Source organism: Rhizobium sullae (assembly GCF_025200715.1).
Taxonomy (GTDB): Bacteria; Pseudomonadota; Alphaproteobacteria; order Rhizobiales; family Rhizobiaceae; genus Rhizobium; species Rhizobium sullae.
In genome coordinates this window covers 2,459,371-2,485,854 of sequence record NZ_CP104143.1, presented here as the reverse complement: position 1 = coordinate 2,485,854, position 26,484 = coordinate 2,459,371, and the positions used below count along the sequence as shown (strand labels likewise).

General features: G+C 58.8%; 27 protein-coding genes and 1 pseudogene. 18 read left to right on the top strand and 10 right to left on the bottom strand.

Features of this window, described 5'->3' with window-relative positions:
* Positions 1-10: 10 nt before the first annotated feature.
* Genes N2599_RS12670 through hemP form a run of 4 tightly spaced genes read right to left on the bottom strand, consistent with a single transcriptional unit; the run spans position 11 to position 3,307 of the window.
* Positions 11-1,126 carry a FecCD family ABC transporter permease gene (locus N2599_RS12670; protein ID WP_027510197.1) on the bottom strand — a complete coding sequence of 372 codons (1,116 nt, stop codon included), beginning with the start codon at positions 1,124-1,126 and terminating at the stop codon, positions 11-13.
* A 1-nt stretch (position 1,127) separates the two neighbouring features.
* Positions 1,128-2,054, bottom strand: coding sequence for a heme/hemin ABC transporter substrate-binding protein (locus N2599_RS12665; RefSeq protein WP_027510198.1), 927 nt, complete (start codon positions 2,052-2,054; stop codon positions 1,128-1,130).
* A gap of 11 nt (positions 2,055-2,065) precedes the next feature.
* On the bottom strand, positions 2,066-3,118 hold the full coding sequence (locus N2599_RS12660) for a hemin-degrading factor (RefSeq protein ID WP_027510199.1): 1,053 nt from the start codon (positions 3,116-3,118) through the stop codon (positions 2,066-2,068).
* Positions 3,119-3,127: 9 nt separating this feature from the next.
* Positions 3,128-3,307, bottom strand: coding sequence for a hemin uptake protein HemP (gene hemP / locus N2599_RS12655; RefSeq protein ID WP_027510200.1), 180 nt, complete (start codon positions 3,305-3,307; stop codon positions 3,128-3,130).
* Between the two features lie 144 nt (positions 3,308-3,451).
* On the opposite strand from hemP, the gene N2599_RS12650 reads away from it, so the two are divergent.
* The 6 genes from N2599_RS12650 (at position 3,452) to N2599_RS12625 (ending at position 6,685) form a co-directional block, all read left to right on the top strand.
* Entirely contained in the window at positions 3,452-3,895 is a 444-nt protein-coding gene (locus tag N2599_RS12650) for a hypothetical protein (protein ID WP_027510201.1), read from the top strand.
* Between the two features lie 62 nt (positions 3,896-3,957).
* The gene (locus N2599_RS12645) at positions 3,958-5,214 is read left to right on the top strand and encodes an energy transducer TonB (RefSeq protein ID WP_027510202.1); all 1,257 of its coding nucleotides are present in this window, start codon (positions 3,958-3,960) and stop codon (positions 5,212-5,214) included.
* 107 nt (positions 5,215-5,321) lie between these two features.
* Positions 5,322-5,735, top strand: coding sequence for a DUF2325 domain-containing protein (locus N2599_RS12640; RefSeq protein ID WP_027510203.1), 414 nt, complete (start codon positions 5,322-5,324; stop codon positions 5,733-5,735).
* Positions 5,732-5,998: a hypothetical protein gene (locus N2599_RS12635; protein WP_027510204.1), complete on the top strand. Its 267-nt coding sequence runs from the start codon at positions 5,732-5,734 to the stop codon at positions 5,996-5,998. Before N2599_RS12640 ends, N2599_RS12635 begins: the two co-directional genes overlap by 4 nt.
* 10 nt (positions 5,999-6,008) lie before the next feature.
* Entirely contained in the window at positions 6,009-6,323 is a 315-nt protein-coding gene (gene hmuQ, locus N2599_RS12630; protein ID WP_027510205.1) for a heme-degrading protein HmuQ, read from the top strand.
* On the top strand, positions 6,320-6,685 hold the full coding sequence (locus N2599_RS12625; RefSeq protein ID WP_027510206.1) for a bleomycin resistance protein: 366 nt from the start codon (positions 6,320-6,322) through the stop codon (positions 6,683-6,685). Before hmuQ ends, N2599_RS12625 begins: the two co-directional genes overlap by 4 nt.
* A 2-nt stretch (positions 6,686-6,687) precedes the next feature.
* Here N2599_RS12625 and N2599_RS12620 read toward each other — a convergent pair whose 3' ends face one another.
* Entirely contained in the window at positions 6,688-7,044 is a 357-nt protein-coding gene (locus N2599_RS12620; RefSeq protein WP_037141943.1) for a DUF423 domain-containing protein, read from the bottom strand.
* Between the two features lie 8 nt (positions 7,045-7,052).
* Positions 7,053-7,442, bottom strand: coding sequence for a group II truncated hemoglobin (locus N2599_RS12615; protein WP_027510208.1), 390 nt, complete (start codon positions 7,440-7,442; stop codon positions 7,053-7,055).
* A 154-nt stretch (positions 7,443-7,596) separates the two neighbouring features.
* Between N2599_RS12615 and N2599_RS12610 the strand changes: the two genes are divergently transcribed.
* The 4 genes and pseudogenes from N2599_RS12610 to N2599_RS12595 all read left to right on the top strand — a co-directional run bounded on the left by N2599_RS12610 (position 7,597) and on the right by N2599_RS12595 (position 9,753).
* Entirely contained in the window at positions 7,597-8,160 is a 564-nt protein-coding gene (locus N2599_RS12610) for a TetR/AcrR family transcriptional regulator (protein WP_027510209.1), read from the top strand.
* 18 nt (positions 8,161-8,178) lie between these two features.
* Positions 8,179-8,520: a DMT family transporter gene (locus tag N2599_RS12605; RefSeq protein ID WP_027510210.1), complete on the top strand. Its 342-nt coding sequence runs from the start codon at positions 8,179-8,181 to the stop codon at positions 8,518-8,520.
* 69 nt (positions 8,521-8,589) lie between these two features.
* A pseudogene (locus N2599_RS12600) lies at positions 8,590-8,700 on the top strand (ThuA domain-containing protein); the annotation flags it as partial.
* A 9-nt stretch (positions 8,701-8,709) separates the two neighbouring features.
* Positions 8,710-9,753: a Gfo/Idh/MocA family protein gene (locus N2599_RS12595; RefSeq protein WP_027510211.1), complete on the top strand. Its 1,044-nt coding sequence runs from the start codon at positions 8,710-8,712 to the stop codon at positions 9,751-9,753.
* 54 nt (positions 9,754-9,807) lie between these two features.
* On the opposite strand, the gene N2599_RS12590 is transcribed toward N2599_RS12595, so the two are convergent.
* Positions 9,808-10,998 (bottom strand): glycosyltransferase, encoded by a 1,191-nt coding sequence (locus N2599_RS12590; protein WP_084606460.1) that lies wholly within the window; start codon positions 10,996-10,998, stop codon positions 9,808-9,810.
* Between the two features lie 303 nt (positions 10,999-11,301).
* On the opposite strand from N2599_RS12590, the gene N2599_RS12585 reads away from it, so the two are divergent.
* From N2599_RS12585 to N2599_RS12570, 4 genes are all read left to right on the top strand, one after another.
* Entirely contained in the window at positions 11,302-12,636 is a 1,335-nt protein-coding gene (locus N2599_RS12585; RefSeq protein WP_027510212.1) for a polysaccharide biosynthesis/export family protein, read from the top strand.
* A gap of 32 nt (positions 12,637-12,668) precedes the next feature.
* Complete coding sequence (locus N2599_RS12580; RefSeq protein WP_167333900.1) at positions 12,669-15,929, top strand: nucleotide-binding protein; 3,261 nt, start codon at positions 12,669-12,671, stop codon at positions 15,927-15,929.
* 4 nt (positions 15,930-15,933) lie between these two features.
* A complete protein-coding gene (locus tag N2599_RS12575) occupies positions 15,934-17,235 on the top strand; it encodes a glycosyltransferase family 4 protein (RefSeq protein ID WP_063829598.1) in 1,302 nt (433 codons plus the stop codon).
* A 208-nt stretch (positions 17,236-17,443) separates the two neighbouring features.
* Positions 17,444-18,136: a sugar transferase gene (locus N2599_RS12570; RefSeq protein ID WP_027510213.1), complete on the top strand. Its 693-nt coding sequence runs from the start codon at positions 17,444-17,446 to the stop codon at positions 18,134-18,136.
* On the opposite strand, the gene N2599_RS12565 is transcribed toward N2599_RS12570, so the two are convergent.
* Entirely contained in the window at positions 18,126-18,347 is a 222-nt protein-coding gene (locus N2599_RS12565; RefSeq protein WP_027510214.1) for a hypothetical protein, read from the bottom strand. The genes N2599_RS12570 and N2599_RS12565 overlap by 11 nt on opposite strands.
* A gap of 308 nt (positions 18,348-18,655) precedes the next feature.
* Between N2599_RS12565 and N2599_RS12560 the strand changes: the two genes are divergently transcribed.
* A complete protein-coding gene (locus N2599_RS12560; RefSeq protein WP_051336572.1) occupies positions 18,656-20,110 on the top strand; it encodes an oligosaccharide flippase family protein in 1,455 nt (484 codons plus the stop codon).
* Between the two features lie 12 nt (positions 20,111-20,122).
* On the top strand, positions 20,123-20,947 hold the full coding sequence (locus N2599_RS12555; RefSeq protein ID WP_244915104.1) for a methyltransferase, TIGR04325 family: 825 nt from the start codon (positions 20,123-20,125) through the stop codon (positions 20,945-20,947).
* Positions 20,948-20,989: 42 nt separating this feature from the next.
* Here N2599_RS12555 and N2599_RS12550 read toward each other — a convergent pair whose 3' ends face one another.
* Positions 20,990-22,675, bottom strand: a complete 1,686-nt coding sequence (locus tag N2599_RS12550; protein WP_244915105.1) for an FAD-dependent oxidoreductase — start codon at positions 22,673-22,675, stop codon at positions 20,990-20,992.
* A gap of 292 nt (positions 22,676-22,967) precedes the next feature.
* On the opposite strand from N2599_RS12550, the gene N2599_RS12545 reads away from it, so the two are divergent.
* Positions 22,968-24,149: a DegT/DnrJ/EryC1/StrS family aminotransferase gene (locus N2599_RS12545; protein ID WP_037141945.1), complete on the top strand. Its 1,182-nt coding sequence runs from the start codon at positions 22,968-22,970 to the stop codon at positions 24,147-24,149.
* A complete protein-coding gene (locus tag N2599_RS12540) occupies positions 24,139-24,930 on the top strand; it encodes a 4'-phosphopantetheinyl transferase family protein (RefSeq protein ID WP_027510216.1) in 792 nt (263 codons plus the stop codon). Before N2599_RS12545 ends, N2599_RS12540 begins: the two co-directional genes overlap by 11 nt.
* Here N2599_RS12540 and N2599_RS12535 read toward each other — a convergent pair.
* A complete protein-coding gene (locus N2599_RS12535; RefSeq protein ID WP_027510217.1) occupies positions 24,851-26,449 on the bottom strand; it encodes a glucosamine inositolphosphorylceramide transferase family protein in 1,599 nt (532 codons plus the stop codon). The genes N2599_RS12540 and N2599_RS12535 overlap by 80 nt on opposite strands.
* Positions 26,450-26,484: the final 35 nt, after the last annotated feature.

Genomic DNA, 26,484 nt, shown 5'->3' with positions numbered 1-26,484 from the left:
AAATTCGCTTTTAAAGTGCCAGCCGTGAGCGCTGCCGCAACAATATCCAGAGGAAGAACGGCCCGCCGACGGCCGCGGTGATGATTCCGATCGGCAATTCGGCGGGCGCGACGATGGTGCGCGCCAGAACGTCGGCGAAGATCAAGAGAGAGCCGCCGAGGAGGGCGGAGGCGGGCAGCAGGTAGCGGTGGTCGGGGCCGATGATCATGCGCAGGAGATGCGGCACGACAATGCCGACGAAGCCGATACCGCCGCTGACCGCGACCGAAGCGCCGGTCGCGGCAGCTACGGCTACGACCGCAATATTCTTCAGCCGCTGAACCGGGACGCCCATATGAAACGCGGCGGCCTCGCCGAGGGTTATGGCATTCAGCCCGCGCGCCAAGAAGGGCAGGACGGCAAAAGATACCAGAATGATCGGCGCGGCTGCGGCGATCTTCATCCAGGTTGCGCCTGCAAGCGACCCCATGGACCAGAAGGTGAGATCGCGCAGTTGTTGATCGTTAGCGACGTAAGTCAGCAGGCCCGTCATCGCGCCGGTCAAGGCTGCGAGCGCGATGCCTGCAAGCAGCATTGTGGCGACCGAGGTCTGGCCGTTGCTCGTTGCGATTCGGTAAAGCAGCACCGTTGTAATAAGGCCGCCGCCGAAAGCTGCAATCGGTAGAGCATAGATGCCGAGCAGCGCAAGGAACGGCATGGCGATCGTTCCGCCGAGCACGATCATCACGACGGCGCCAAAGCTCGCTCCGGACGACACGCCGACGAGGCCGGGATCGGCAAGCGGATTGCGGAACAGACCCTGCATCACAGCGCCCGAGACGGCGAGCGAACCGCCGACGAGAAAACCGAGGATCGCCCGCGGCATGCGGATATCGAAGATGATGATCCGATCGCGCATGTTGAGCGCCGCTTCCGAACCCAAGATCTTTGCGATCACATCGACAATCGAGGCATCCGAAGCGCCGGTCGTCACGGAAAACAGCAGCGAGAAGAACGAACCAACGACGAGCAGGCCGGTCACAAGAAGCGCCAGCCGCGCCCGATCGCCCGTTTCGTGGCGTTCACGAAACGCGGTTATCGAGAAAATTGATCGTTTCTGTCCCGTCATGGCGTCCAGCAGAGCCATCTCAGCCCCCGTAGATGGCTGCGTTCAATTCGCGGACGGCGCCTGCAGTGCGCGGGCCGAAGCCGAGCAGGTGCAGCCCGTCCATGCGGATGACGGCCTTCTTTTGAGCCGCGGGGGTCAACGCGAGCGCAGGTTGCTTGAAGAGGTCGTCGTTGGCGGCCGCGTGGCTGCCCTGACGGTTCATCATCAGGATCACATCGGGCTTTGCCTCGATGATTGCCTCATCGGTCACCGGCTTGTAGCCGGAGAAGCTGCCGACGGCATTGATGGCGCCTGCGAGCTTGACGATGCCATCGGCTGCCGTGTCCGTGCCGGAGGCCATGATCTTGCCGCCCTGCGTGCTGAGGATGAAAAGCACGCGCTTGCGCTCTGCTTCCGGCCGCTTGCCTGCATCGGCGACCGCGGCATCCAGATCGGCACCGACCTTGGCCTCCAGTGCCTTGGCCTTGTCCGGTACGGCGAGCAATGTGCCGATCCTGTTGATCTTCGTCAGGATGCCTGGGCGATCATAGGTACTCGGAATGGTCTCAAACGGCACGCTGGCGTTCTTCAGGACGGTCAGCGCTTCCGGCGGGCCGGAGCCTTCGACGGCGATGATTGCGGTCGGGTTGACGGCGAGGATGCCTTCCGGCGAGAGAGCCCGCATATAGCCCACATCCGGCAGCTTCATGGCCGCAATGGGGTAGATGCTGGTGGAATCGCGAGCGATGAGGCGGCTTTCTTCGCCGAGCGCGTAGACGATCTCCGTCACGTCTCCACCGATGGCGACGAGACGCGAAGTGTCGATCTTTTTCGGTTCCTCGGCATGCGCGGCCCGGATGAAGCTATTGTCCGCCGTCGCGGCGGGCAGCAAAGGCAGCACCATAACGGCCGCCGTCAGCGCCAGTTTCCAAAGCCGGAAGCTGCGCAGGTTCGAAGGTATTTTCATCGTTCCGTTCCTTACGCTGCGACGCTCGCTTCGGCCTTCGACAGGCTTTCGATGATCTCGCGCCAATCGGTGCGCTCGTCGAAACCCTCCTTCCGCTTGCCGAAGAACTGGATGATCATCTCGCCCTTGGCGTCATAGGCTTCCAGCGAGGTAACGTGGCCGTCCTTGGTGGGCTTTCTCACGGCCCAGGTCTCGGCGATATGGTCCTGGCGCAGATGCAGGTGGAAGGTTGGATCCATGATGTTGATCCACGGTCCCATCGCCTGAACGTTGAAGATCGGCCCGGAATGGATCTGCACGATGCCGTTGTTCGCGACAAAGCACATGATCGGCAGACCGGCCTTGACGGAGGCATGCATCATATCGGCCGTCGCGGTGTTGTCGAGCTTCCAGGCGTAATCGTCGCCGACCGTGTGCAGCGCAGCCTGACGGCCGATCTTGAGGCGCTTCAGCATGCCGAAGAATTCATGCGTGTCCGTGAGCTTGCTCCAGTTGTGGCGCAGCTCGTCACGACCGACGTTGCCGCTCTCATCCTCGGAAGCGGAGATTTCGGCCTCGATGAGTTCCTGCGACTGATCGTCGAGCTTCAGATCGGCGACGATCGAGCGGTAGGCCTCGACGTTCGAATTCGGGCGCAGATGCACTTTGTGGACCGCGTTGCCCGTCTTGTCGAAATACTGCAGGCTGAGGCGCTCCTCGTCGCCGTTCTTCTTCGTGACGGCAAAGCCATGGACCCAGCGGCTCGGGAAGATGCGAAGGTCGATGTTTTCGCCGAGCACGATTGCGCTCTGTGTGCCCATCTTGATGTTTTCGAAGACACCGATTTTTTCGTGGACGGCGCTTTCATTGCGCGAGAGCGCAAGGACTTCACCGAGTTCGGCCACGCGTTCCAGAAGCTTCAGCGCACTGGCGTCAATGCGCGTCGCGGAAATGCCGACTTCGGCGGCGACCAGGGCCGCTTCGGAAACGTTCAGCCGCGCCGCGATATCGCGCTCGCGCATCTGCGGATTTTCGGCGCGGAACGCGCGAATTTCGGCCGGTGCCGGTCTGGTCTTGTCAGTCATCTGCTACCCTCACTTATTAAGAATGAGTTTGCCCTGCCGGGTAATTTTCATGCGGTAGACCACGCCGTCATGCCGGATCATGATCTCGTTCGCACCGCGGAAAATGTCCGCGCTTTCGATGGTGCGGATTTCGGCTCCCTCCCGCGGGAGAGGCGCATGCATAAAAGTGTCTGGCTTCTCAACCATCATTTTGGTTGGCAATTTCCGCTGGCGCCGGAGCTTGTTTTCCTCCGGCGTTGATACAATTAACTTGACTTTCATAGTCACCATTTTTTAAAGACGCAATAGCGGACTTTTCAAGTCAAGTTTTAGAAATTACATGGAGAAGCGGTGATGGCGGCGGGCGGATTTGCGGCATTTGTGGCAGGCGGATTGCTGGCGACCGGAACTCTTTGCCCCGCTTATGCGCAGAATGCCGCCGCGGCGGCCCCCGCGAATGTCCTCGAAGTCGAATTGAATGCGCTAACGCCCTCGCAGAAGGGCTGCATGATGACCTTCGTGGCACTCAACAAGCTTGCCGCGCCCGTCAACAAGATCTCCTTCGAGCTTGCTTTGTTCAACGACAAGAATGCCGTCGACAAGATCACCGTGCTCGACTTCCGCGATCTGCCGCAAGGCAAGAAACGCGTGCGGCAGTTCGACATGCCGAATGTGAAGTGTGAGGCCGTAACCCGCATCCTCATCAACGACACGCCGGTCTGCGATGGCCCGGCCGCCGGCGAATGCATGAAGGGCCTCGTCACCCGTTCGCAGATTTCCGTTCCCTTCGAGGGATGAGCAGTTCATGCCGGGGATGATCTCCGGCGGGTTTCAGTTTCAAACCGGCCGGGGCAGGGCACATGGCAGTTTCAGCGAGATCCAGGTCGCGACGCGATTTCATCGTGGAGCAGGATGCTGACGGCCTGAACGACAATGCGCCGGGCATCCATCCCGGCCATGAAATGCCCGAGTTGCGGAATGCGCAGCGCCAGCCCGCCGCAGAAGCCGTGGTGCACTATGCGCGTCTCTCGCTGATTGAATCTTTTCCGGAACATCCGCAGGCACAAACGACAGTGGCGGCAGATGCACCGCCGATGGACCAAAGCGCCCTTGAAAAGCAAGTGAATGAGCCGAAGCCGGGCAAGCGCCGCGTCTTCATTGCCTGCCTCACCTCCTTTGCTTTTCACGCCATTCTCTTCACCGTCCTGGCTGTCGGCCTCGTCGTGACACCGCACGAACCGGAGGAAGAAGCAGGCGAGACCGTGAGCGTCATCATTCTCGGTGATTCAGAAGCCGACCAGGCCTCTGCCGGCGATCCGGACCTGCAAGTGGAGCCGCAGCCGGAAGAGATCGTCGCCGAGACGGTACAGCCGCAGATCGTGCAGCCTACGGAACAGCCGACGGAGGTTCCGCCAGAAACGGTGCAGCCAATCCAGGCGGAGGCCGTGCCGCCGGTGCAGGAGGTTACACGCGTCTCCCCCGAGACGGTGACGGCGGCGGAACCTGAAGTGCTGACGTCGAATGTTCCGGCAGAGACATCGGTTGTGCAGCCGATGGCGACGGAGGTGCCAGAGGAGGTGAAGCCCGTAGAGCCTGTGGAGACCGCCGAAGCGCTACCGGAGCCGGTAAAGCCCGAAGAGGCACCCGCACCGACGCCGAAGCCGAAGGCGGTTCAGCCGGTTGAGAAGCCTGTGGAAAAGAAGCAGCCGCCGAGGAAGGTGGAGAAGAAGGTCGCTGGATCGCAAGGCGAGAACAAGCAGGATTCCAAGCGAGGGGCCAGCGACGGAAGCGAGATGGCAAGTTCGGATCGCAATTCGCAGGCAGCGAGTAACAACAGTGGCATAGGCACCGCGGCCAAGGCGAATTATGCCGGTAAGGTTAGGAGCCGCATTCGACGTGCGATCAGGACGCCGCGCGGGATCGAGGGAGATGTAGTAATCACGTTCTCGGTGAGCGGTAGCGGCGGCTTAAACTCCGTTCGTGTGTCCAGAGGATCCGGCGATCCTAAGGTTGATCAATTTGCCCTTGATGCTGTGCGGCGTGCCGCGCCATTTACTCCGCCGCCGGGCGGCCAGACCATGCTCATGTCCGTGCCAATTGCTATCAATCAAAGATAATATGACAAAAACTGTCAACTTTATACTTTACTCTAAAAATCAAGTTTAATAAGGTCCGTTCGCACACGTTAGAATCGTGTGACGATCAACGAGCGAACGGGTGGTAAATGGCTCGGAAGGCGAAGAAGGGACTAAACCGGGAAATCCGCGTCAGCGCGGATGTGGCAGCGCAGGCGACGCAGCAGGATCCTGGACGATCCAAACTGGATGGCCGCAGTTTCCTCTATGTCGGCGGCCGCGATTGCCAGGTGGCGCATCTTCGCCAGATCGCGAGCAACTTCGGTGCCGAACTGATCCATCACGATGGCGGTCTGCGCGAGGCGGTCTCCCGTATCGATACAGTGCTTCCCTCCGTCGACTGCGTGTTCTGCCCGATCGACTGTATCAGCCACGATGCCTGCCTGCGTGTGAAGACCGGCTGCAAGAAGTTCGGCAAGGCCTTCATTCCACTGCGCAACGGCAGCAAATCGAGCCTCGAGCGTGCGCTGCAGACCATGAACGAACGAGACAATTCCCGATGAAAGATCAGCACCCTGACGGGTTCATGATGATCGGCCTGCACAAGCTCGCCGCGCAGAATGGTGACGGCCTTGTGCCCGAACTTTACGACCTCCTGGTGAAAAATGCCGAGCGCGAGTACCTTTATCCGAACGTGACCGAGTTTCCCGTCTGGGAAGCGCGCATGCCGGGCGAAAAGGCCGATGCAGCACTTGGCCGCGAGGCGGCAAACGGCAATAATGTCGTTGCCTTCCCGCAGGCCCGCGCGGACGGCAGTAAGGTGTGAGGAGCTTTCGATGTATATTGCGATGAACCGCTTCAAGGTCGCGACCGGCGCCGAGGCGGATTTTGAGAATGTCTGGCGCAGCCGCGATTCCAGCCTCTCGCAGGTGCCGGGCTTCATCGAGTTCCGCCTGCTGCGTGGAAAGGCCAATGCGGAGGAAGGCTATACGCTATTTTCCTCGCATACGCTCTGGCAGAGCGAGGAGGATTTCCAGAACTGGACGAAATCGGAGAACTTCCGCGCAGCGCACCGCAATGCGGGCGAGCACAAGGTGATGTACAAGGGGCCGCCGGTGTTCGAAGGCTTCAACGTCGTGGACGGCATATGAGCGGGGATCCGGACCGTATCGAGGTCCTGCCGGTCCTGCCGTCGCTCGACATTGCCGAGACGCTTGCCTTTTATCGCGACGAGCTCGGCTTTGCGCAGATCGTGCACCAAACGCCTGACTACCTGATCGTCAGGCGCGATGAGATGGAGCTGCATTTCTGGCGCACCGACGATACCGGCCTGCCGGAGAAGACGTCGGTCTATCTGCGCGGCGGGCGTATTGCCGCCCTTCATGCGGAATATCGCGCGAAGGGCGTCAGTCGTCTAACCGATATGGAAGTGCGACCGTGGAACATGGAGGAATTCTACATCCATGATCCGCACGGCAACCTGCTGCGCTTCGGCCGCGTGCCGCAACGCTGACCTTATGGTTTGGTGCGCATCAGGCCGCCGGTGGCGATCGCCAGCCAACCCAGCATCATCGCCCAGCCGCCGGTCGGCGCGGCATAGGGAAATAGTCCGATCCCCACAAACCGCAGCATCGCGAGATCGCCGGCAAAGAACAGCGTGCCAGCGATGATCAACAAACCGGCCAGGCGGGCGGTTCTGATCTTCTCGATGCCGATTGCGAGACCCAAGAGGGCAGGGGCGTGCGACAGACACATGGCGGAGGCGGAGGCTGCGAGCACGGCTTCACCGCCGCCATGGGCGGCGACGGCGGCAAGTGCAACGCCCGCCGCGCCGAAGAGGCCAGCGAAAACAAAGAAAAGCGGTGCGGCCATGGCTGATCCTATTCATTGTTCTGCATATGGAAGGCGAGCCGTTCGACCGGCGTCCAGATGATCTCGCGCAGCTTCTCGCTGGCGATCGTTTCGTCGAGCGCGCGGCGGAAGCAGAACAGCCACTCGTCGCGCTCGACCGGGCCGATCGTGGCGACGAGATGGCGGCTGCGCAGCCGCGGATGGCCGCGTTTGTCGGTATAGAGAGGCGGGCCGCCGAAGTAGCCTGTCAGATATTCGTAGAATTTCTCTTCGCTGCCTTCGAGGCTCGGCGGATGAACCGCGCGGACATGCTTTGCATCCGGCAACGTGTCCATCAGCTCGTAGAAGCGATGCGTCAGCGTCCGCACCGTGTGGTCGCCGCCGATCGCTTGATAGAGCGTGATAACTTCTTCCGTCACAAATCCATCCCCTGACGTCCGTATTCTTAATGCACTGCCGTTGCCCTATCCGCAACCGGTTGCGGTGAGCCGCGGCATTTTGCGCAGGAACAGGCGGGCGCGCGGGATGCAGATTTCGATTGACAAAACCGTCCAGACGGTATTTTTATAAATCATGTCAACCGCTCATCATCGCAAGAAGCAGCCTGTTCTCGTGCGCCGGCAACTACTGGATGTCGCCGCGCGCCTTGCGAGTGAGCAGGGCATGGCGTCGGTAACGCTCGATGCCGTGTCCGGTGCATCCGGCATCAGCAAGGGTGGCCTGCTGCACCATTTTCCGACCAAGAACGCTCTGCTGGACGCGCTGTTCGACAGTCTGCTCGAGCGTTTCGATCAAGAGCTCGATGAGCTGATGCGGGCCGATCCGGTGCCGCACGGACGCTTCACCCGCGCCTATCTTTTCGCGTGCGCCGACATCAGCGAAAGGACGGACGACTCCCGCCACTGGACACAGGTGACGATCGCGATGCTGGCCGAGCCGCGGCTGCGCAAGCGCTGGCGGGAATGGGTGCGGGAGCGGGCGGACGAATATGTCGGCACCGACTCGTCGATCGATGCGCAGATCGTGCGCTTTGCCGCGGATGGTCTCTGGCTTGCCGACGCGACGGAAAGTCACGAGATCGGTGCTGCCGAACGAAGTGCGCTGATTGCGCGCCTCACAGAACTCACGAAACACTGATTTTCGAAGGATTGAACCATGAGCCCGGCTGCCGTCTACGCGCTGCTCCTCGCCGCGATCGTATTGGAAGTAATCGGCACGACCGCCCTGCAGCTTTCGCAGCAACTCACGCGTTTCTGGCCGAGCGTACTTCTCGTCGCCTGTTACACGACGTCCTTCTACGTCCTGTCGCTCACTCTCAAGGTGATCCCGGTCGGCATCGCCTATGCGATCTGGAGCGCGTTGGGGATCGTGCTGATCTCTGCCGTCGGGCTTGTGTGCTTCAAACAGCGGCTTGACGTTCCAGCCATGATCGGGCTTGCGCTGATCATTGCTGGCGTGGTGGTCGTCAACCTGTTTTCGAAATCCATTTCCCATTGATTTTGTGTACCTTTTTCAACGAATTTCCTCGCCGTGCAGGAACGGTGTCAAAAGGTCTATGTGCCGGCCGCGTTGACGAGCATCGTGGATGCACCAAATGTCACGGTAGAAAAGGCACTTGAGCCGATCGAAGAGCGCGGCCCAAAATTGCATCAAGCCGACGAAGCCGGCTGCCGCTGAGGAGCATTCATGCGACTACTCGTTCTTGGTACGGGCGTGATGGCGAAGAACCAGCTCGACCACTTCACCCGCATCAGCGGTCTCGAGGTGGTCGGTGCCGTCGATACCGATGCCACCCGCCTTGCTGCCTTCGCCGACAAATTCGCGATCGAAAAGCGCTTTCTGACGCTTGAGGAGGCAATCGCCTGGGGTGGGTTCGATGCGGCGACGAACGTCACGCCGGACCGTGTCCACCATCCAACGACGATGGCGCTGATTGCCGCGGGCAAGCACGTGTTCTGCGAAAAACCGCTGGCGGAAAGCTATCCGAAGGCTTTGGAAATGACGGAAGCAGCGGAAACGGCCGGCGTCGTCAACATGGTGAACCTCACCTATCGCAATGTGGCGCCACTGCAGCGCGCCCGCGAGATGGTGCTCGCCGGCGAGCTCGGCACCATCAAGCACGTGGAAGCATCCTATCTACAGAGTTGGCTCGTGTCGCGCGCCTGGGGCGATTGGCGCACGGAATCGACATGGCTCTGGCGGCTCTCGACCGGTCACGGTTCGACCGGCGTGCTCGGCGATGTCGGCATCCATATCCTCGATTTTGCCTCCTATGGTGCGGCAACCGATATCGATCACGTCTTTGCCCGGCTGAAGACCTTCAACAAGGTGCCGGGCGGTCAGATCGGCGAATATATGCTCGACGCCAACGACAGCTTCACGATGTCGGTGGACTTCGCCAACGGCGCGCTCGGCGTGGTGCATGCCAGCCGCTGGGCGACGGGCCATCTCAACGAATTGAAGCTTCGCATCTACGGCGAGCGAGGAAGCCTCGAGGTCAACCATCGTCCTTCCGGCTCGGATTTGCACGGCTGCCTTGGCGGGGATGTCGAGAGTGCGACCTGGAGGGAGATCGAGGTCGCCCCAGTGCTCACCAATTACCAGCGTTTTGCCGAGGCGGTGATGAGTGGCCTGCAACCCGACCCCAACTTCCGCCACGCAGCCAACCTACAGAAGGTGATCGATCTTGCCATGGTCGCCGAGCGCGAACGGCGCGAACTTAAAGTGTGATTTCGATCTGAAGCATGCGCAAGCGCTGCGAACCCTATCAGCGCTGATGCTCCGTCAGTGGACGATATCCGTTCCAGGCGGTGGGACGGGAAAGACGCTGTCGAGAGGAAACCGCCGGGTCTCCGCATGGGAGATCGCGGCAAGTGTGCTGCTTTTTCTCGCCCGAAGCTCCTCCTGGATGATCGAGTCCATTCCGAACTTGAAATTCCTGGTGCTGAACCGCGCTGCGTACGTACGAATGGTTTCGGGATCGAACTCCTCGGCGTGTTCTTCGAAAGACCGCACTGCGTCGATGATGGCTTCAATACTCTGCTCGTAGAATAGGAGGCCGGTCTGTTCCGGAACGACCGTTTCAAGCGCTCCTCCGCTGCCGAAAGCGATGACCGGCCGGCCGCTTGCCATGGCTTCCACCGGGACAAGGCCGAAATCCTCCTCTCCGGGGAAAATCAAGGCTCGGCATCGGGCCAATTTTTCCTTGAGGACCGAAAAGGGCACTCGCCCCAGGAATTTCACGCTCGGCCCCGCAATCGACTTCAGCATGGCAAGCTCTTTGCCTTCGCCGATGACGACGAGGTTGCGCTCCATCTTGGTAAAGGCCCTGACGGCGAGATCGACCCGTTTGTAGGAGACCAACTGCCCGGCGCAAAGATAAAAGTCCTCGACGGCATCCGACGGCGCATAGTCCTCGACTGCCACCGGCGGATAGACGACCGTGGCGGAGCGTCCGTAATACTTGCCGATGCGCGCTCTCACATGGTGCGAATTCGCGACGAAACGGTCCACGCGCATGCTGGTGCTGACATCCCAGGACCGCAGCAGCGGGGCGATCACCGGAAGCATTATTCTGGAGGCGAGTCCGGCATGCGAACGGTAGACGTGATAGTGGTCCCAGATATAACGCATCGGCGAATGGCAGTAGCAGACATGCGTCGAATGTGGCGGAGCGATAATGCCCTTGGCGGGGCCGGATTCGCTTGAGATGATGAGGTCGTATCCGCTGAGATCCAGACTTTCGAGCGCGAAGGGCATCAGCGGAAGCAGCGACTGGTAATGCCTGATGGCACCCGGCAGGCGCTGCAGAAACGACGTCTTGACGACATGTCCCCTTATTTTTTCGGAGACACGGCTTTCATCGTAAACAAGCGTGAAGATATCGGCGTCCGGAAACATATCGCAGAGGGCCTCGACGACCTTCTCGCCGCCGCGCATCGACACCAGCCAGTAATGAACAATCGCGACACGCATGATGTCTCCCTCGCCAACCAGTCGTAGCATCATCGTTGAAGCGCGGGGCGTTCCACAGAGCCCAGATTGGTCTGCCGCGGCCCTAAAACGGTGTAGAGCCACGACCGAAAGACCTATGCGGACAGGATACCAAACCTGAGATACCGCAAGTGGGGTAAGCGACCGGCCGTTTTCTACTCCGTCTTCCTCAGATTGGACTAAAGCAGCCTGCGTCGCGGTGGATTTACTCGAATTGCATTAGGCGCATCATCGGCATTCGGCGGTTTTCCCGCTGCAGAATGACGAGGAGAACAAGGTCGCGCCATGCCCATTGCTGCCGTACGCAATCCCAGAACTGCATTGCCCCGCGCCCGTCGTGTCCTCCGCTTCATCATGGCGGCAGGACTCATTGGCACCGCTTTCACGGCCCCCGTCGACGCCGCAGGCGACAGCTACCGCATCAGACCGCAGACAAGGATGAAGGTCTCGGTCGTGGAATGGGTGTCGTCGACGGGCGAGTATAAGGAATGGACCGCTCTCAACGGTGAGTATGCCGTGTCTCAGCGCGGCGACATCTCGATGCCGATGGTGGGCGAGATTGCCGTTCTCGGCAAGACGACGGAAGAGACGGCGCTCCTGATTGGCGAGAGGATCAAGAAACTGACCGGGCTTGCGACCGCTCCCATCGCCTCGGTTGAGGTCGCCAAATATCCGATGGTCTATGTCACAGGTGCCGTCCAGCGGCCGAACGAGTTCGAATTCCGGCCGGGACTGACCGTCAAGCAAGCCCTTGCCCTAGCTGGCGGGCGGGAACGCCGCAATGACCGCTCCGGCGAATATGCCGACGCCGAGCAGATTCGCTATGCCGGCGAATTCAGCCGCCTCGAACTTCAGGCAAAACAGTTCATGGCCCGGCGCGCCAGACTGATCGCCGAGCTGAACGAAAAGCCTTCCGTGGATTTTCCACCCGAGTTGACCGGTGTGCCTCCAGATTCAGTCGTGGGCCGGATCGTGAAAAGCGAAAGCGACCTTTTCACAGCAAGAGCCGAGGCATTGCGGCAGCAACTGGAGTCAGCAGCAGATCTCGCAAAGCTCTTGCAAAGTGAAATCACCGTTCTTGATGAGAAGATGGTCGCGCAGGACAGGCAAGTGACGATAGCCCGGGATGAACTTGAAGACATCGCAAGGCTCGTCGATACCAAGATCTTGACCACATCACGCAAGACAGCTCTCGAGCGCGTCGTCGCCGACATGCAGAGCAATAAGCTCGATCTCGTCGTTGCGTCCATGCAGGCCAAGCAAAAGCTGAACGAAACGGAACGCGACGCACTGAACCTGAAAGGCCAGCGAAAGACGGAGGTCGGCCAGGAGCTGCAAGCAACGGAAGCGGAGTTGGAAGATGTACGGTTGAAGCGCTCCACGACCGTCCAATTGCTGCAGGCCGCGGGCGCTTCTGTTGCGCGCAACGAGAGCCTTCAGGCAGTCGATCTGCAGCCCCTCGAATACTGGGTCACCCGAGGTGGCGCCGGCACTGGCGCGCGGGTCCTGGAAAGCGCGCAGCTCGAGCCGGGGGACGTGCTGGATGTTCGCTACAATGTTTCCAAGAACCTGGACGGCTCTATGCTTTCATCCGCCAATCCTCCTGCGCGGGTGCAGTAAATCACATGAATTCGAGGATCGGGCAAAACGATATGGTTGTTCACGAAATCGGCAAGCTTGTCCCCGGCGATCAGTTCGGCAAGAAGCAATCACCTGACGCGGAAAATATATCGTTCGGTGACATATGGCGCTTTCTCCGGCGCCACACCTTGATGCTCGCTTTCTTCACGGCGGTAGGCGCCGCCGCAGGTGGTGTTTATGTCGCCACGCAGCCACCCCTTTTCTTCGCGGCCGCCCGCCTCGTCATGGATCCCGAGCAGGGCCAGATCGCATCGCAGGACGCTTTCACGGGAACGATCATCATCGAGGCTGCGGAAATTGCCAGCCAGGTGGAGATAATCAAGTCGGAGCCAATCGCGAAAGCAGTTATCAACAAGCTCAACCTCTATGAGGACCCCGAAATCCAGGATAACGCGTCGTGGCAGTCGGTCGCCAAGGGCTGGCTTCGGTCGGTAATCAGCAAAGCAGTTCAATCTGACGAACCTGGTCAGAAGACATCCGATGATGAGAGACTCATCCGCCGTACGATGGCGTCGTTCTTGTCGCGGGTCTCGGTCGTTAGAGTAGGACAATCGTATATCCTTGAAGTCGGCTACAGATCCGCCGATCCTCAAAAGGCAGCCCGGGCTGCGAACGCTCTTGCACAGGCCTACATGGATTCCACCGTCGGCGCGCGCGCAGCAGCCGCCCAAAGCGGGGCAGACTGGCTGGAAACCCGATTGATCGACGTCGAGAAGCAAGCACGTGAGGCGGCTTTGGATGCGGAAGAATTCCGGGCCAGGAACGGCATCATGGAGGTTGGCAGCACGGCGTCTTTGGACCAGCAGCAATTGTCCGAAATTAGCAGTCAGGCAATGGCGGCAAGCGCCGAGACGGCGGCGGCATCTGCCAAGTTAGAAACCCTCAATCGACTGATGGCGGGAGAGGCGATTGGCGGCAGCGTTCAGGAGACTATCGACAATCCCCGCATACAAAAGCTGCAGGAGGACGTCAGTCTCGCAACTGCCAGGCTGAACACTCTCGTGAGCCGCTACGACTCCGGCAACCCTGCGATCGTGGCTGCCAGAGATGAAGTTGCTCGGTTGACCGGCGAGATCAGGAATGAATTCGTCCGCGTTCAGAAGGTGTACGAAACGACCCTCCAGGTTGCTCAAGCGCGGGAACGGCTTCTCAACGACCAGATGGCAGCACTGACTGCTACCGTCAGAGATAAAAACCTGGCGCGTGTCAAACTGACGGAAATGGAAAGCCGTGCAACGACCTATCGCCGCATCTACGAAGGAATTCTCCAGCAACTGACCGGTACGCTACAGAAGCAGTCGTTTCCGCTCGGAGATGCCCGTATCGTGACGGCCGCGTCCGCGCCGCTGACGAAGAGCTCGCCGAAATCCTCCATTATCCTGCCCTTCACCACGTTGATGGGCCTGGCGGGTGGTCTCTTGCTCGCGTTGCTTGTCGATGGAAAGGGCAAGGGGATTCACTTGAATCCCAGGCTGCGTCAGGAGCTTGGCATAGCTTCGCTCGGCAGCCTGCCGCTTCAGGGCGCAACGGCAGTTTTGCCCGCCGGGGCGAAGGCGGCAAACCTGCAGGCCGCGATGCCGCTACGCCGTGTGCTTGATGCGCCCTATTGCGATTTCACCGAGGCCTTGCGAGGCGTGAAGAGCTCCATTGGTTCGGCATTCCGACCCAATTCGCCAATGGTAATAGGCATCACGTCGGTCGGCAGCGGCGAAGGAAAGACGACGGTTGCCGCGAACCTCGCGCAGCTCTACCAGAATGAAGGCACGCCGGTCGTGCTCGTCGATGCCGATTTCCAAAACGGCTTCCTGAGCAAAGTGGCAAGTGCTGCCGGGGAGGACTTCGGGCTCCGCGCGCTGCGGATAGATCATATTGGCGCAGATGAGCCGCAAGCCGCGGAACATGTCGTGGCACGTCACGACGAGCACGGCCGCAGGAGCAGGAGAAGCAGGGTCGACGAGCATGCTGAAGCCTCCACGCTGGTTCCCGTGCTGACCGTCGAGGAGACAACACGGTCTGCCGCATCCCATCAGATCTTCGGTCATCTTGCCGCGTTCAAGACGGAAATCGAGTTGCTCCGGCAGCGCTACGGCGTCGTCATCGTCGATCTGGCGGCATTTGAGGGTTCGGCGGATACCCGCCATATCTTCAGCTATCTGGATGGCATCGCGATTGTCGTCGGCAAGCCGAAGAAAATGACCATCGAGCGGCTGTCCGCCGCGCTTGCGAGCTTTGGCACGTCGCGGGTCAACCTTCTCGGGATCATCGCCAATCGCAGCGGCGGCAGGAAGCGTTCACCGAGAAAGCCTGCTTCGTCGCGGCCGAGCGAACCTGCCGTAAAACCGGCCGCTCCCCATCTGGCCTTCAATGACAAGCCGCGCGGGCGCCCGCTCAAGGTGGCTGTCGGCATCGCGAGTTCAGGCAGGAGCGAAATCCTCTCTGCCGTGCTTCCCCATATATCGCGCCAGACGCGTCAGCCCGAGGAGGTCGTCATCTGCGTGCCCTTGCTCGAAGATGTCGACCGAATGAGCCTTTCCTCGCTTGCATGCCCGGTCAGGGTGCTGGTTTCAGAGCGCGGGCTTTGCCTTCAGCGCAACACAATTCTCGACAGCATCGTCGATGCGGATGTGGTGCTCTTCCTCGACGACGATTTCCTGATGACGCCCACTTATATCGAGGACACTGAGCTCCTGTTTCGCACCCGGCGCGATATCGTCATGTCGACGGGCACGGTCATCGCCGACGGGATCACCGGGGCGGGCATCTCGGTCTGCGACGGCCTTAAGCTGGTAGAGAAGGTTCGCCGCCCGCAGAAACACGAGAAATCCTTCAAGCCGATCTATAACGCCTATGGTTGCAACATGGCTGTCCGCGTTTCGGCGATCGTGGCTTCAGGAGTCCGGTTTGACGAGAACCTGCCGTTTTACGGCTGGCTCGAAGATGTCGACTTCAGCCGCATGATGGCGCGCTATGGCGAGGTCATGTGTGCCGACCATCTCCAAGGCGTGCATCTCGGTACGAAGGCCGGACGAACGACCGGCATCAAGTTCGGATATTCGCAGATCGCCAATCCGATCTATCTCGTGCGCAAGAAAACGCTGAGTTCCGGACGGGCGGCTGCGCAAATGGGCCGGAATCTGGCCGCCAATCTCGTCAAAGTCTGGCGCCCCGAACCCTGGGTCGACCGGAAAGGGCGCCTCAAGGGCAATGCGATCGCACTTTTCGATCTTCTGACGGGCAGGCTTGCACCGCAGAAGATCAGAACGATGGGGTAGGGTCGTGATCACGCGCTATCCCGACCGTGTTGTCGTCATTAATGATCGTTCGACAAAGGTTGGAGGAGCCTCCAACCTTGCCATTCTGTCGGCGCACCTGCTCAAACGCGCCGGCATTCCCGTAACCTATCTGGCGGGCGACGCGGCCGGAAGCGAGCTGCCGGCGGACGACACCATCAATCTCGGCGGTGCGCCGCTGACCGATCAGGGCCGCATCGCAGCGTTAATCAGCGGGCTTTACAACACGCAGGCGCTCGAAGCCGTGCGCGAGGTTATCGACAGCGCCGACACGGCTTCGACGATCTATCATGTCCACGGCTGGTCGAAGATCCTTTCGCCCTCCATCTTCCAGGCCCTATGGCCGGTCCGCCAGCGGGTGGTCCTGCATGCGCATGATTATTTCCTGTGCTGCCCGAACGGCGGCTTTGCAAATTACCGGAAAGACACCGTCTGCCTGCTCACGCCGATGTCGGTGCCATGCATGACGACGCAATGCGACAAGCGCGGCTATCACGAGAAAATCTGGCGTTCCGCCCGGCATGTGCTGCGCGAAAGGCTCTATCCGACGAGTGAACTCCCGGCCAATATCGTCATCGTGCACCAACGGATGCGCGAATATTTCGAGCGTTCCGGCATCTGCACTGATCATATCGAGACCATTCGCAATCCGGTGGAGCCGTTTCTGCGCAGAGGGGCCGAACCTTGGACGATGCGGGATTTTTTCTTCGTGGGAAGGCTCGAGCCGGAAAAAGGCTTCGAGGATGCTGCGCGGGCGGCACGGCTTGCCAATGTGAGGCTTCAGATCATCGGCGATGGTGCCGGGCGGTCTCTATTGGAACGCGACTATCCCGAGGTCATCATTCATGGCTGGAAAGTGAAAGGGGAGATGCACGAACTCCTGCATAATGCGCGCGCCATCGTCGTATCGTCCCGCGTGCCGGAACCTTTCGCGCTTGCCGCCGTCGAGGCGATCGGAAGCGGAATTCCCGTCATTGTGCCTGACGCCGCTTTGTTGGGAAACGAGCTTGAGGAATTCGGTTGCGCGCTGACATTCAGGACGGGGAACATCGGATCGCTGGCGACGGCGATGCGACAACTTGCAGCCGATGATGCGATGGTGCGCTCCATGAGTTTGAACGGCCTCATCAACGCGTCTAGTCTAGCTCATTCCCCAGAAACCTGGGGCGAAGCGTTGATTGCTCTTTATGGGCGGATCTTGGAGCGGACGAGCTTGGCCGGCGTTGCCGGCAGGCTACCTGAACGGTCCGGAAATCGATCCGCCGCGCATCGCCGTCCATTCATTTAATTGAACGGCATCGAGCAGATACGCTCATTGAAAGCGGTTCTGTCCTCTCGTGTATCGACAGTTTCAAAAAGTTCAATAAATCAGTAGTCCCGCCATCAGTACTCGGACCTACTTCTATCTGACTACGGCTTAGCCGTTCTGGTCAATTGTCTATTCCGGCCGACACTGCCAACCTTAACTGTAGGTTGAGATATAACGGGGTTGGAAAATGCTATCGTTCTTTGATGGCGTTGCTCAGAATGGGCAATCGGCTCGGCTAAGACGGCCGACGTCGAGAGATTATCGCCTGAAGCGTGCCGGGGACATCCTGATTTCCGGTTCGGCTCTAGTTTTCTTTCTGCCATTTTTCGCGCTTATCGCGGTGGCCCTGCTGCTGGTGGATGGACGACCGCTCATATTCCGCCACGAGCGTATCGGCCGCCACGGCCGCTCATTCCCATGCCTGAAATTCCGGTCGATGCGGAAGGACGCCGATGCGCGGCTGGCCAGCATTCTCGCCAATGATCCTGAGCGGCGCGCCGAATGGAATGAAACCCAGAAGCTGGTCAACGACCCGCGTGTCCATTGGCTTGGAAAATATCTCCGGATGACGAGCCTTGATGAGCTTCCGCAGCTCTTGAACGTTTTTCGCGGTGATATGAGCCTTGTCGGACCGCGGCCGATCGTGGCCGATGAAATGGAGCGTTACGGCCGCCAGATCCACTACTATCTCGCCATGACGCCGGGCATTACCGGCCTATGGCAGGTCCACCGGCGTAGCGACACCACGTATGATGAACGGGTGCAGTTCGACGTCGACTATTACAACACGTGCTCGCTGACAACAGACTTGGCGATCCTGTGGACAACGGTGGCTGTCGTGTTTTTGGCGCAGAACGAAAGGGAGCGTCTTACCAAATGACGGCGATAGCGATAGCGATCCAAAACGCCAGACAGAACAATGCCACGAACCAGCGCAGGCCGTATTTTGCTTTGGGCACCGGAATCCGTCCCGAGATGAGGCGGTGTGGTTTTGCGTATTTCATCAACGGCTTTGAGTTTTGGCCCATGGCCGCCAACAAGAAAGGCTTGAACACATTGTTATGGTCACCAATCCTCAGTTCTGTCAGCACAGCAGCTTGAGATTCTTCCGAATCGGCAGTCTATCGGTGCGAGATTTAGAGCAGATTAAGATTAGCCGGCGAATGTGTCCTGAATTTGGACCGTCGATGCGAAGACCTTTTGGGCGGTTCCAGGCTATGGAGAATAGTATCAATCGCAGCTTAAATATCACGGGAATCCGGTTACTCGAGACTGTTTGCTTTGAACTTGGCGAACCGAAATCAAGCACCTGCTTTTTTATCGAGGCGATGCATTGATGGCGCCCCCGCTTGCGAATGCACCGAAATCAAACCGTTTCCAACTATCAGCCTGGATCCCCATGCGGCTGCCGTCCATCATTGGCGACGGCGCTTGGACTGTGGCAGCGAAGATCATTTCACAAGCGGTACAGCTTGCCGCTTTCATCGCCGCCGCCCGGCTCCTGTCGTTGGAACAATTCGGCCTTTATGCATACAGTTCGGCAATTGCGATACTCCTTGTGGTATGCGCCGAGGGCGGTTGGGGAGAATTCGTCATGAAGACCGGCGGACCCGGCGACGAGCTCGATCAAGTCGCCACCCTTTCAGTTCTGTCCGGCACTCTCGTGACCACTATTGGCTTCGGCGTTGCGGCGGTCATCGCCTTTCCGCTTCACCAGTTATGGGAAGGCACGCTGATTGCATGTTACTGCTGCTGGTTCCTGCCGTCGTCGCTATCCACTGTCTACGATGGAATTCTCGTAGCCAGAGGCATGTTGCGCAAGCAGGCTTTCATACGCATCGTCGCGGAATTATGCGGCCTATGCGTGACTTTCATCGGCCTGTGGAGCGGCTGGAGCGTCATTTCGCTTATCGCGGGGCGGCTTGCCATGCAGGTGACGAGCCTGATTATCACGGCCGCTGTTTTGCGCTGGCGCCCGAAGTTGTATCTGACGTGGCCGTTCATGATCGAGGTTCTGAACTTTTCGCGCCATATCCTGGCGAACCGGCTGATCTTCTTCTTACGCTCCTACTCAGGTACTCTGGCACTGGGGAGTTTCGTCGGCCTTGCCGACGCCGGGTACTATCGCGCCGCCGAACGCATCGTCGCAGCCTTTTCGGAACTGATCGGGGAACCGGCGCGCATGCTGGCCTGGACCGTCTTTCGCCAGGCTGTCGCGCAATCGGACGCCGAAAACGCTGCGAAAAATGTCGGTGCCATGGCAACGACCTTCATGATGCTTCTTATGGTCATTTCCGCTCCAGTCTATCTTGGCCTGGCGCTGGTTTCGACGGGCCTTGTCGATATTGCACTTGGTGGTGACTGGGCGCCGGCAGCCGTCCTGGTTGCCATACTGGCGATCAAGCAAGTCCTTCTCGTTCCCGGCCTTCTAACAGAACCCTTGCTCTCGCTCACTGGGCACATCGCAAAGATGCCTCGCGCCATCCTTCTGAACGGCGTTGTGTGCATCGGTCTGATCGTTGTCCTAGCGCCTTTTGGCATCGAGGCGACAGCATTGGGTCAGTGCGCCGCCGCACTCATGTCTTTCCTGATTTCAACACGGCTGCAAGGGCGCTATGGCGGACTGGCCTGGAATCGTGTGCTGTCCAATTGCGCTTATGTTGCGGTCGCTATCGCCGCCATGTCGGCAACGGTCTATTTGCTCGGCTACGTTGCCGAGGTCTCTGCGATGGAGCGTCTGTCCTCCATCGCGCTTCAAGTCTTAGCTGGTGGGGCCATTTATATCGGCGCGCTGGTTGTATTGCGCAGAGTGAACAGCGGTTTGATCCCGATTTTCGTGGTCGGCCGTAACTGACGGGACAATCGCATGATGCTTGCTTCCTATGTAACCAGAAATGCGCATCCTTTTTTGCGTAATGTCGCAAACGGATTTAACCGGTCGTTCGGCCTAATTCTGGCCGTGCAAGGTCGGTTGCGCTATTTATCGCCGTTTCCACGCCGGTTTACCGGTGCATATTCGTCCTTCGATGAAGCCATTGCTGCTGCAAGATCATCAACGCTCGCTGGCTATGATCACGACGAAGTTGCACATGTGGCATTCGAAAAAATGTGCCAAGTCACGCCCTGGGATTACCCTGTGCTCTTCTGGATGCGCCATCTCATGGATGACATCGATGGAGTTGTCGACGCCGGCGGCCATATGGGAACCAAATACCGTGCATTCCGCAAGCTTTTGCCGTTCGACGACTCCTTCCAATGGGTTGTTTACGATCTTCCGGCGATCGTTCGAGCCGGCCGGCGGATGGCCGAGCGAGAGGGGTTGACCAGATTATCTTTCGTGGATCGGGTCGAGGATGCCGGCGCCCTGTCGTTGTTTCTCGGTTCCGGCCTGATGCAGTATCTCGATGTTTCACCATCGGTTTTGCTGAAGCGCCTGCCTTCATTGCCGCGCCACCTCTTGCTGAACAAGGTCGCCCTTCGAAAAGGCACTACCGTCGTCACGCTTGAACGGATTGGCCCAGCCTATGTACCCTACCAAATACGCAATGAAGCCGATTTCCTGACGGAAATTATAGGTCTGGGATATCATCTGGTCGATCGCTGGCCGATTCCTTCCCTTTCCAGTGTTATCGACACCCATCCAGAACTGGGTGCAAGCGAGAGCAGTGGCTTTTATTTTCGCCTAAATTGACGGCAACACCAGCAAAGTTTCAAAAGAAACTGCGGCACCAATCTACTGGTGTGTAGTTTTGGCTTCGGCGTCGGGCAACGAGGATCGAAGTGGTCTTTCGCTTGCGAAGCGGACCTTCAGGTGATCCGCCAGACGGATGGCAAGAGCCAGTAACATAAGCGTCGGGTTTGCGTGGCCGCCCGTTGGGAACACGGAGCTGCCCGCAACGAACAGACCGTTGACGCCATGCACCATTGCATTTGCATCGACGACGCTGGTCGCGGGATCCACACCCATCCGCGTCGTGCAGGAAGGATGCGCCATATCCGTGAAGGCCATCTTGCTGTTGTCATCCTGAGCGATCCAATCCGCCAGATGTGGCCGCGGCAACCCGACGCGCGGGAACTCGTCCGATATCAAAAGGGCAAGCCGCTTCATGCTTTCAATCTCGACCGAACCTATCTTCCAATCGACACGCGGCAGAGGCTTGCCAAAGCGGTCACGCCGGTCGGAAAGGGTCACCCGGCTTTCAGCATCGAGTTGCTGTTCGACCATTGCATCAAAGCGTAACTCGACGGATCTGTGCGGCAGTCCGCGCTTCTGGACAAACCGACGGTAGAGGCCCGAGGCAACGAGATTCATTGCGCCGAAGACAGCAATGAGGTCGCCCGGCGTCGTTTGACTGAAGCCATGCCGAAGGCGTTTCAACGCTGCCCAAGGGTCGTCCGCCCGATGGACTTGAACGGGATAGGCTGCGCAATTTGTAAGGCCCTCCCTCATCTGCGTATCCGGACTGAGTGACAGCCCACGAAGATAGAAGTGTGTCCGACCGTTGTGGTGAAGACCAAAGAAGTTGAAATGCCGAGCGATTTCATCGATCCCCACGCCATTAAACCGAGCAAGAGACGTGCGTGGATGATCAGCGAGATAGCGACCCACGATGCCTTTGCTGTTGCCAATGCCGTTTGTCATCAGTGAATTCGACGCCAGCAGCAACCGAGCGTTTTCGATGCCGCCACAGCAAAGCACGATCGTTTTGGCGCGCACAATCGCCTTGTTTCCCTCAAGGCTATAGGCTTCGAGAGAGCTAACGCATCGACCGTCATTATTGAGATTGATTTCCGTGACGGTAGCCTGCGTCAGGAAATCAACATTGGGAGCTTTGAGTTGTCGGGAAATGTTGGCAAATCGCATCGGCTCGCCGCTGGTTGCACGCTCATGACTGAACTGCCAGAAAAAGCTCCGCAACCGATCGCGATCAAGGCCGATCTCTTCGGGCGGCAAGCGCAGCAGGCTTAGAAGCCGTTCGTCATAAATATTCGGCCCTAGGTTGAGGAGTGTCGCGGCGCGTTCTAGCGCGGGCTGGATGTCGCTCCGCGTGATCGGCCAGCCCGAAACGGGGAGCCAGGGGCGAGCTGCAAAGTCGATTTCGTCGAATGTTGCGCATTTGCCAATCCATGTATGGGTGCTTCCGCCGATGAGGCGGTTGCGCAGCTCAAAAGCCGGTATGTCGTTGAGCCATCCCAAACTGTCCGTATACCCGCGGCCAACCGGCACGACGTCCCCGCGCGACAGAGGCTCTCCAACATTTTCCACGGCATTCAGGGTCTGGGTTTCGGTTTCGTATTCAAAACCGCCGCTCTCAATAATGAGGACACGCATCGGCGTGTTTTCCAGTTCGCGGGCGATGGTCAGCCCGGCGGGGCCGGCACCTATGATTGCAACGTCGGCGCTAAGTATCATGTTCATCGACGCTGATCGAAGGTCGTGGACAGTCATATTCTTCCCTCGCAATATCAATTTCTTAGTAGCAAAATTGCGGACATCTCGGAACTCGCCAGAAGTGTCTAAACGCCTAAGCCGTCTACCGACTTTGGAGAGGGTAGTCGGTCCATATACAAGCCATCGTTGACCGGAAGGCCATGCTGAAATCGCCAGGTCTTGCGAATAGATTCTTCGATAGGTCGGCGGGGACGCACATGAGGCCTTTGAGGACTGTTGGCGTTTCGAGTGCTTGTCGATTTTGTTGGGGAGACGGGATATGGCTCCAGTGGGTCTGCGGGAATGGCTAGCAATCGCGCCGGTACTTGCATCAGGTAAATTGGCTCGCTACGGCGACGACACGGGCGGGCCTCTATTGCGTTTTGAGGCGGACTTCTGCGCCAAATTCAACGTACAGCACGGACTGACGATGAGCAGCGGCACTGCGGCGCTGGTGGCGGCGCTGGTGGCTGCTGGAATCGGTCCGGGCGATGAGGTGCTTGTGCCCGCTTATACCTGGATTGCGACCGCAGCCGCTCCACTGGCTGCCGGCGCAGTTCCGATCCTTGTCGAGATCGATCAAACATTGACGATGGATCCGACTGACATCGTTCGCAAAATTACACCCAACACGCGCGCGATCATTCCCGTTCACATGGCAAACATGGTCTGCGACATGGACAGCATCATGCGGATTGCACGGGAACATAGGCTAATCGTCATCGAGGACGCGTGCCAGGCCGTCGGTCTCACCTATAAGGGCCGGCGTGCCGGCACGATCGGTGACGTCGGCGCATACAGCTTCAATCAGTTCAAGAACATCAACATTGGCGAAGGCGGCGCGCTCGTGACCGACGACCCGCGTCTCTTTGCGCGTGCACGCATGTATCATGATATCGGATCGTTGTTCCGCGGTCATCTCGACAACGCCAACGAGCCGCCCATCCTCGGCATCAATTTCAAGGCAAATCAGATCCAGGGCGCCATGCTGAATGTGCAGTTGAAAAAGCTCGACCCGATGATTTCCCGCATGCGCAAACGCTACGACGCGATGACGGAGATCCTTGCCAAAAGCAATATGATGCGCGTCGGACCACATAATGACCCGACGAACGCCGCAGGGCTGCACGTCATCTTCGAAACGGCAGAAGCGGCGGGTGCCTTTGCGGCCGAGAACAAGCGCGGTGTGTATCGGCTCTACGATTCCAGCCGTCACGTCTACACGAATTGGCAGCCAATTCTGCAACAGCGGAGCGGCCATCCAGCCATGAACCCATTCAACTGGAGCGATAGGAAGATCGAGTACACGCCTGATATGTGCGCGCAGTCGCTCGACATTCTCAAGAGAACGTGCCGCATCAGTCTCGGCGAGAATTATCCTCTGGCGCTGGTGACTTATCTTGCCCGGCGTATGGTTCGGCAGCGCTCCTCTGCCACCGATGAGCTGTCCTATGCCACATGATCGGGATCGGGACGCAACCGGCCCTGGGATCATAGACATCTGGACGTGGAGCCTCGACGCCGTCGATCCCGATTTAGCCGCGATGTTGTCAAGTGAAGAGATCGCCCGTGCCTCGCGCTTTGTGCAAGCCCGCGATTGTCACCGATTTATTGCGGGGAGAGCGGGGCTGCGACGGATCCTCGCACGCTACCTCGCCGTTGCTCCACGTCGTTTAGGTCTGACCTACAACGCCTTTGGCAAACCGCAGATCGCTGGATCAAACAGGCGGCAACTTCACTTCAATCTTAGCCACACCGAGACGACGGCGATGCTTGCCGTATCGGACCACTACCATGTCGGCATAGACATAGAGACGATAAAGCCTCTGAAAGAGGACATTGCCGGTCACTTTTTTTCGCCGAAGGAATACATGACCCTGAAGATGCTGGCCCCAGAGGCATATATTCAAGGCTTTTACTGCCTTTGGACACGGAAGGAAGCGTTCCTGAAGGCCCTCGGCGTCGGATTGTCGCTGCCGCTTGACGCATTCGATATCTCGATCACTGCGCCGCAGTTGGAGCGCCTGGATGGTGATGCGGATGCGTCTATCAACTGGAGCCTATTCGACGTCGATACACCATCGGGCCTCGTCGGTACGGTAGCCGCTTTGACAGTCGGAAACTCTGTCCGTCTGCGCTATCGAACGGATGAGAATGACTTACTCACAGGCTTAGTCGCGCGTCAACGACATAACGCTCCCCTGCTGCATCGAAGTGATGACAGCCCCGCAAGCCCTTCTTGAAATCCGGCGTAATTGTACGGATACAACGCTCACGGTAGGCGGTCAGGCTCAGTTCCTCAATCTCCATGATATTCAGGCCATATCCGTAGATGCCGTGAGCGTTGCACTGCGAGGGGCGGTAGAGCTGGCCATTTCTTTCGAGGATCCGGCCGCCGTTTCGCGCGACCGTGCTCCCGATGACGACCGGATTGTGTTTGTGCGAGATGATACGCTTGAGCTCCGGACCGTCGACCTCGAAGAGGTAGAGTTCACTGCAATGGTCTTCATAGGCGTGGAAATCGGAGAGGTTCGTAAATAGCCACCATTTGCCCTTATGACGCGTGAGCACGCTATCGGCGGCCGAGCGCCCCTCGAACGCCGTCGAATAGAGTTCCCATTTCAGGGGGAATTCAACACACCGCCAGATCTCTATTCGCCGCGACTGGTGAGTTTCGGGCATCATGAAGATACTCTTCCCGTCGCGGAACACAAAGGGATAGGAGAGATGATGATCGCAACTGAGCGCGATGCCTACCGGTTCGATCTTGTCTCCGCGGAATCGGCCAACGGCGATGTGAGCCTTACGATCCCCATCGGCATAGGCCTCGTAGAACAAATAGCACTCGTTGCCGTACTGAAACAGGAACGGATCCGCTTTGATGTCGCTCTTTGTCGGCGGTATTTCCACCGATTCCCGTGGGTCGAAATCGTCAATGCGCCCTCTGCCAGTATAAAGCGTCCAGATCGCAGAGCCGGAATGCATTCTCGCTCTCAGCGCCTTGATTGCCCGCGCCAGGAAATGGCTCGACAAGCCACCCGCATAGCGGACCATATCAACGGACGATGGAGGCTTTACAACGTCATTGCGCCTCGACGGCTCAGCCTTCAATTCGCGGCTATCGGCAAGCCGACCCAATTCGCGCATAAGAAGGGTTACGGCGCGTTCCTTGAGGAAAGCGGCGTTGCGGGCGGCACTGAATTTGATGTTGAAGGACGGCGAAGCAATCGACGTCACACGAGCGTCGTCCTGCTTTGCATAGAGCAACAGTTCTGTCGCCGCAGACTTGGAAATCACATCACGATAGCTGAACCAGTCTGCTTTCCGCGATCTCTGATCGCAGAAATTGAAAGCCCACTCCCCAAACGGCAAGTCCCGGATTGCATCGCTGGGAAGGCTCGCAGGCGTCAGTCGGATAACCAGGTCAAGCTCACGCTCGTTGACGAGCTGGCGGGGCACGTCGATGTCGGCGGCAACGTACGTTCCTAATACCCGGAGATCGTCGAAGCGTTGCCGATTGGCATCAAAAGTTTGGGGAGTGTAGCGGCGCTGTCGAGCAAGAAGCCGTCGCTCCAGATGCGATTCCAGCTCGAAGAGCCGCGAGGCTTTCAAATCTCCAAAGGGATTCGGGTGAACAATGAAGGTAATGAGGGAAAAGCGCGGATCTGCCATGATCCGATCGAAGATCATAAGCTCCCAGTTCTCGAACCCCTCCTTCTGAGCAACGAGAACGCCAATCCTGAGAGGTCTAACGGTGGTCATGCTCGTGTTTCCATATTTGAGTTCGCTGGGGTCGG

Bases quoted from the DNA above. Each gene is read 5' to 3' on its own strand.
- N2599_RS12670 (WP_027510197.1), bottom strand. From the start codon at position 1,126: ATGGCTCTGCTGGACGCCATGACGGGACAGAAACGATCAATTTTCTCG.
- N2599_RS12665 (WP_027510198.1), bottom strand. From the start codon at position 2,054: ATGAAAATACCTTCGAACCTGCGCAGCTTCCGGCTTTGGAAACTGGCG.
- N2599_RS12660 (WP_027510199.1), bottom strand. From the start codon at position 3,118: ATGACTGACAAGACCAGACCGGCACCGGCCGAAATTCGCGCGTTCCGC.
- hemP (WP_027510200.1), bottom strand. From the start codon at position 3,307: ATGATGGTTGAGAAGCCAGACACTTTTATGCATGCGCCTCTCCCGCGG.
- N2599_RS12650 (WP_027510201.1), top strand. From the start codon at position 3,452: ATGGCGGCGGGCGGATTTGCGGCATTTGTGGCAGGCGGATTGCTGGCG.
- N2599_RS12645 (WP_027510202.1), top strand. From the start codon at position 3,958: ATGGCAGTTTCAGCGAGATCCAGGTCGCGACGCGATTTCATCGTGGAG.
- N2599_RS12640 (WP_027510203.1), top strand. From the start codon at position 5,322: ATGGCTCGGAAGGCGAAGAAGGGACTAAACCGGGAAATCCGCGTCAGC.
- N2599_RS12635 (WP_027510204.1), top strand. From the start codon at position 5,732: ATGAAAGATCAGCACCCTGACGGGTTCATGATGATCGGCCTGCACAAG.
- hmuQ (WP_027510205.1), top strand. From the start codon at position 6,009: ATGTATATTGCGATGAACCGCTTCAAGGTCGCGACCGGCGCCGAGGCG.
- N2599_RS12625 (WP_027510206.1), top strand. From the start codon at position 6,320: ATGAGCGGGGATCCGGACCGTATCGAGGTCCTGCCGGTCCTGCCGTCG.
- N2599_RS12620 (WP_037141943.1), bottom strand. From the start codon at position 7,044: ATGGCCGCACCGCTTTTCTTTGTTTTCGCTGGCCTCTTCGGCGCGGCG.
- N2599_RS12610 (WP_027510209.1), top strand. From the start codon at position 7,597: ATGTCAACCGCTCATCATCGCAAGAAGCAGCCTGTTCTCGTGCGCCGG.
- N2599_RS12605 (WP_027510210.1), top strand. From the start codon at position 8,179: ATGAGCCCGGCTGCCGTCTACGCGCTGCTCCTCGCCGCGATCGTATTG.
- N2599_RS12595 (WP_027510211.1), top strand. From the start codon at position 8,710: ATGCGACTACTCGTTCTTGGTACGGGCGTGATGGCGAAGAACCAGCTC.
- N2599_RS12590 (WP_084606460.1), bottom strand. From the start codon at position 10,998: ATGCGTGTCGCGATTGTTCATTACTGGCTGGTGTCGATGCGCGGCGGC.
- N2599_RS12585 (WP_027510212.1), top strand. From the start codon at position 11,302: ATGCCCATTGCTGCCGTACGCAATCCCAGAACTGCATTGCCCCGCGCC.
- N2599_RS12580 (WP_167333900.1), top strand. From the start codon at position 12,669: ATGGTTGTTCACGAAATCGGCAAGCTTGTCCCCGGCGATCAGTTCGGC.
- N2599_RS12570 (WP_027510213.1), top strand. From the start codon at position 17,444: ATGCTATCGTTCTTTGATGGCGTTGCTCAGAATGGGCAATCGGCTCGG.
- N2599_RS12560 (WP_051336572.1), top strand. From the start codon at position 18,656: ATGCGGCTGCCGTCCATCATTGGCGACGGCGCTTGGACTGTGGCAGCG.
- N2599_RS12555 (WP_244915104.1), top strand. From the start codon at position 20,123: ATGATGCTTGCTTCCTATGTAACCAGAAATGCGCATCCTTTTTTGCGT.
- N2599_RS12550 (WP_244915105.1), bottom strand. From the start codon at position 22,675: ATGAACATGATACTTAGCGCCGACGTTGCAATCATAGGTGCCGGCCCC.
- N2599_RS12545 (WP_037141945.1), top strand. From the start codon at position 22,968: ATGGCTCCAGTGGGTCTGCGGGAATGGCTAGCAATCGCGCCGGTACTT.
- N2599_RS12540 (WP_027510216.1), top strand. From the start codon at position 24,139: ATGCCACATGATCGGGATCGGGACGCAACCGGCCCTGGGATCATAGAC.
- N2599_RS12535 (WP_027510217.1), bottom strand. From the start codon at position 26,449: ATGACCACCGTTAGACCTCTCAGGATTGGCGTTCTCGTTGCTCAGAAG.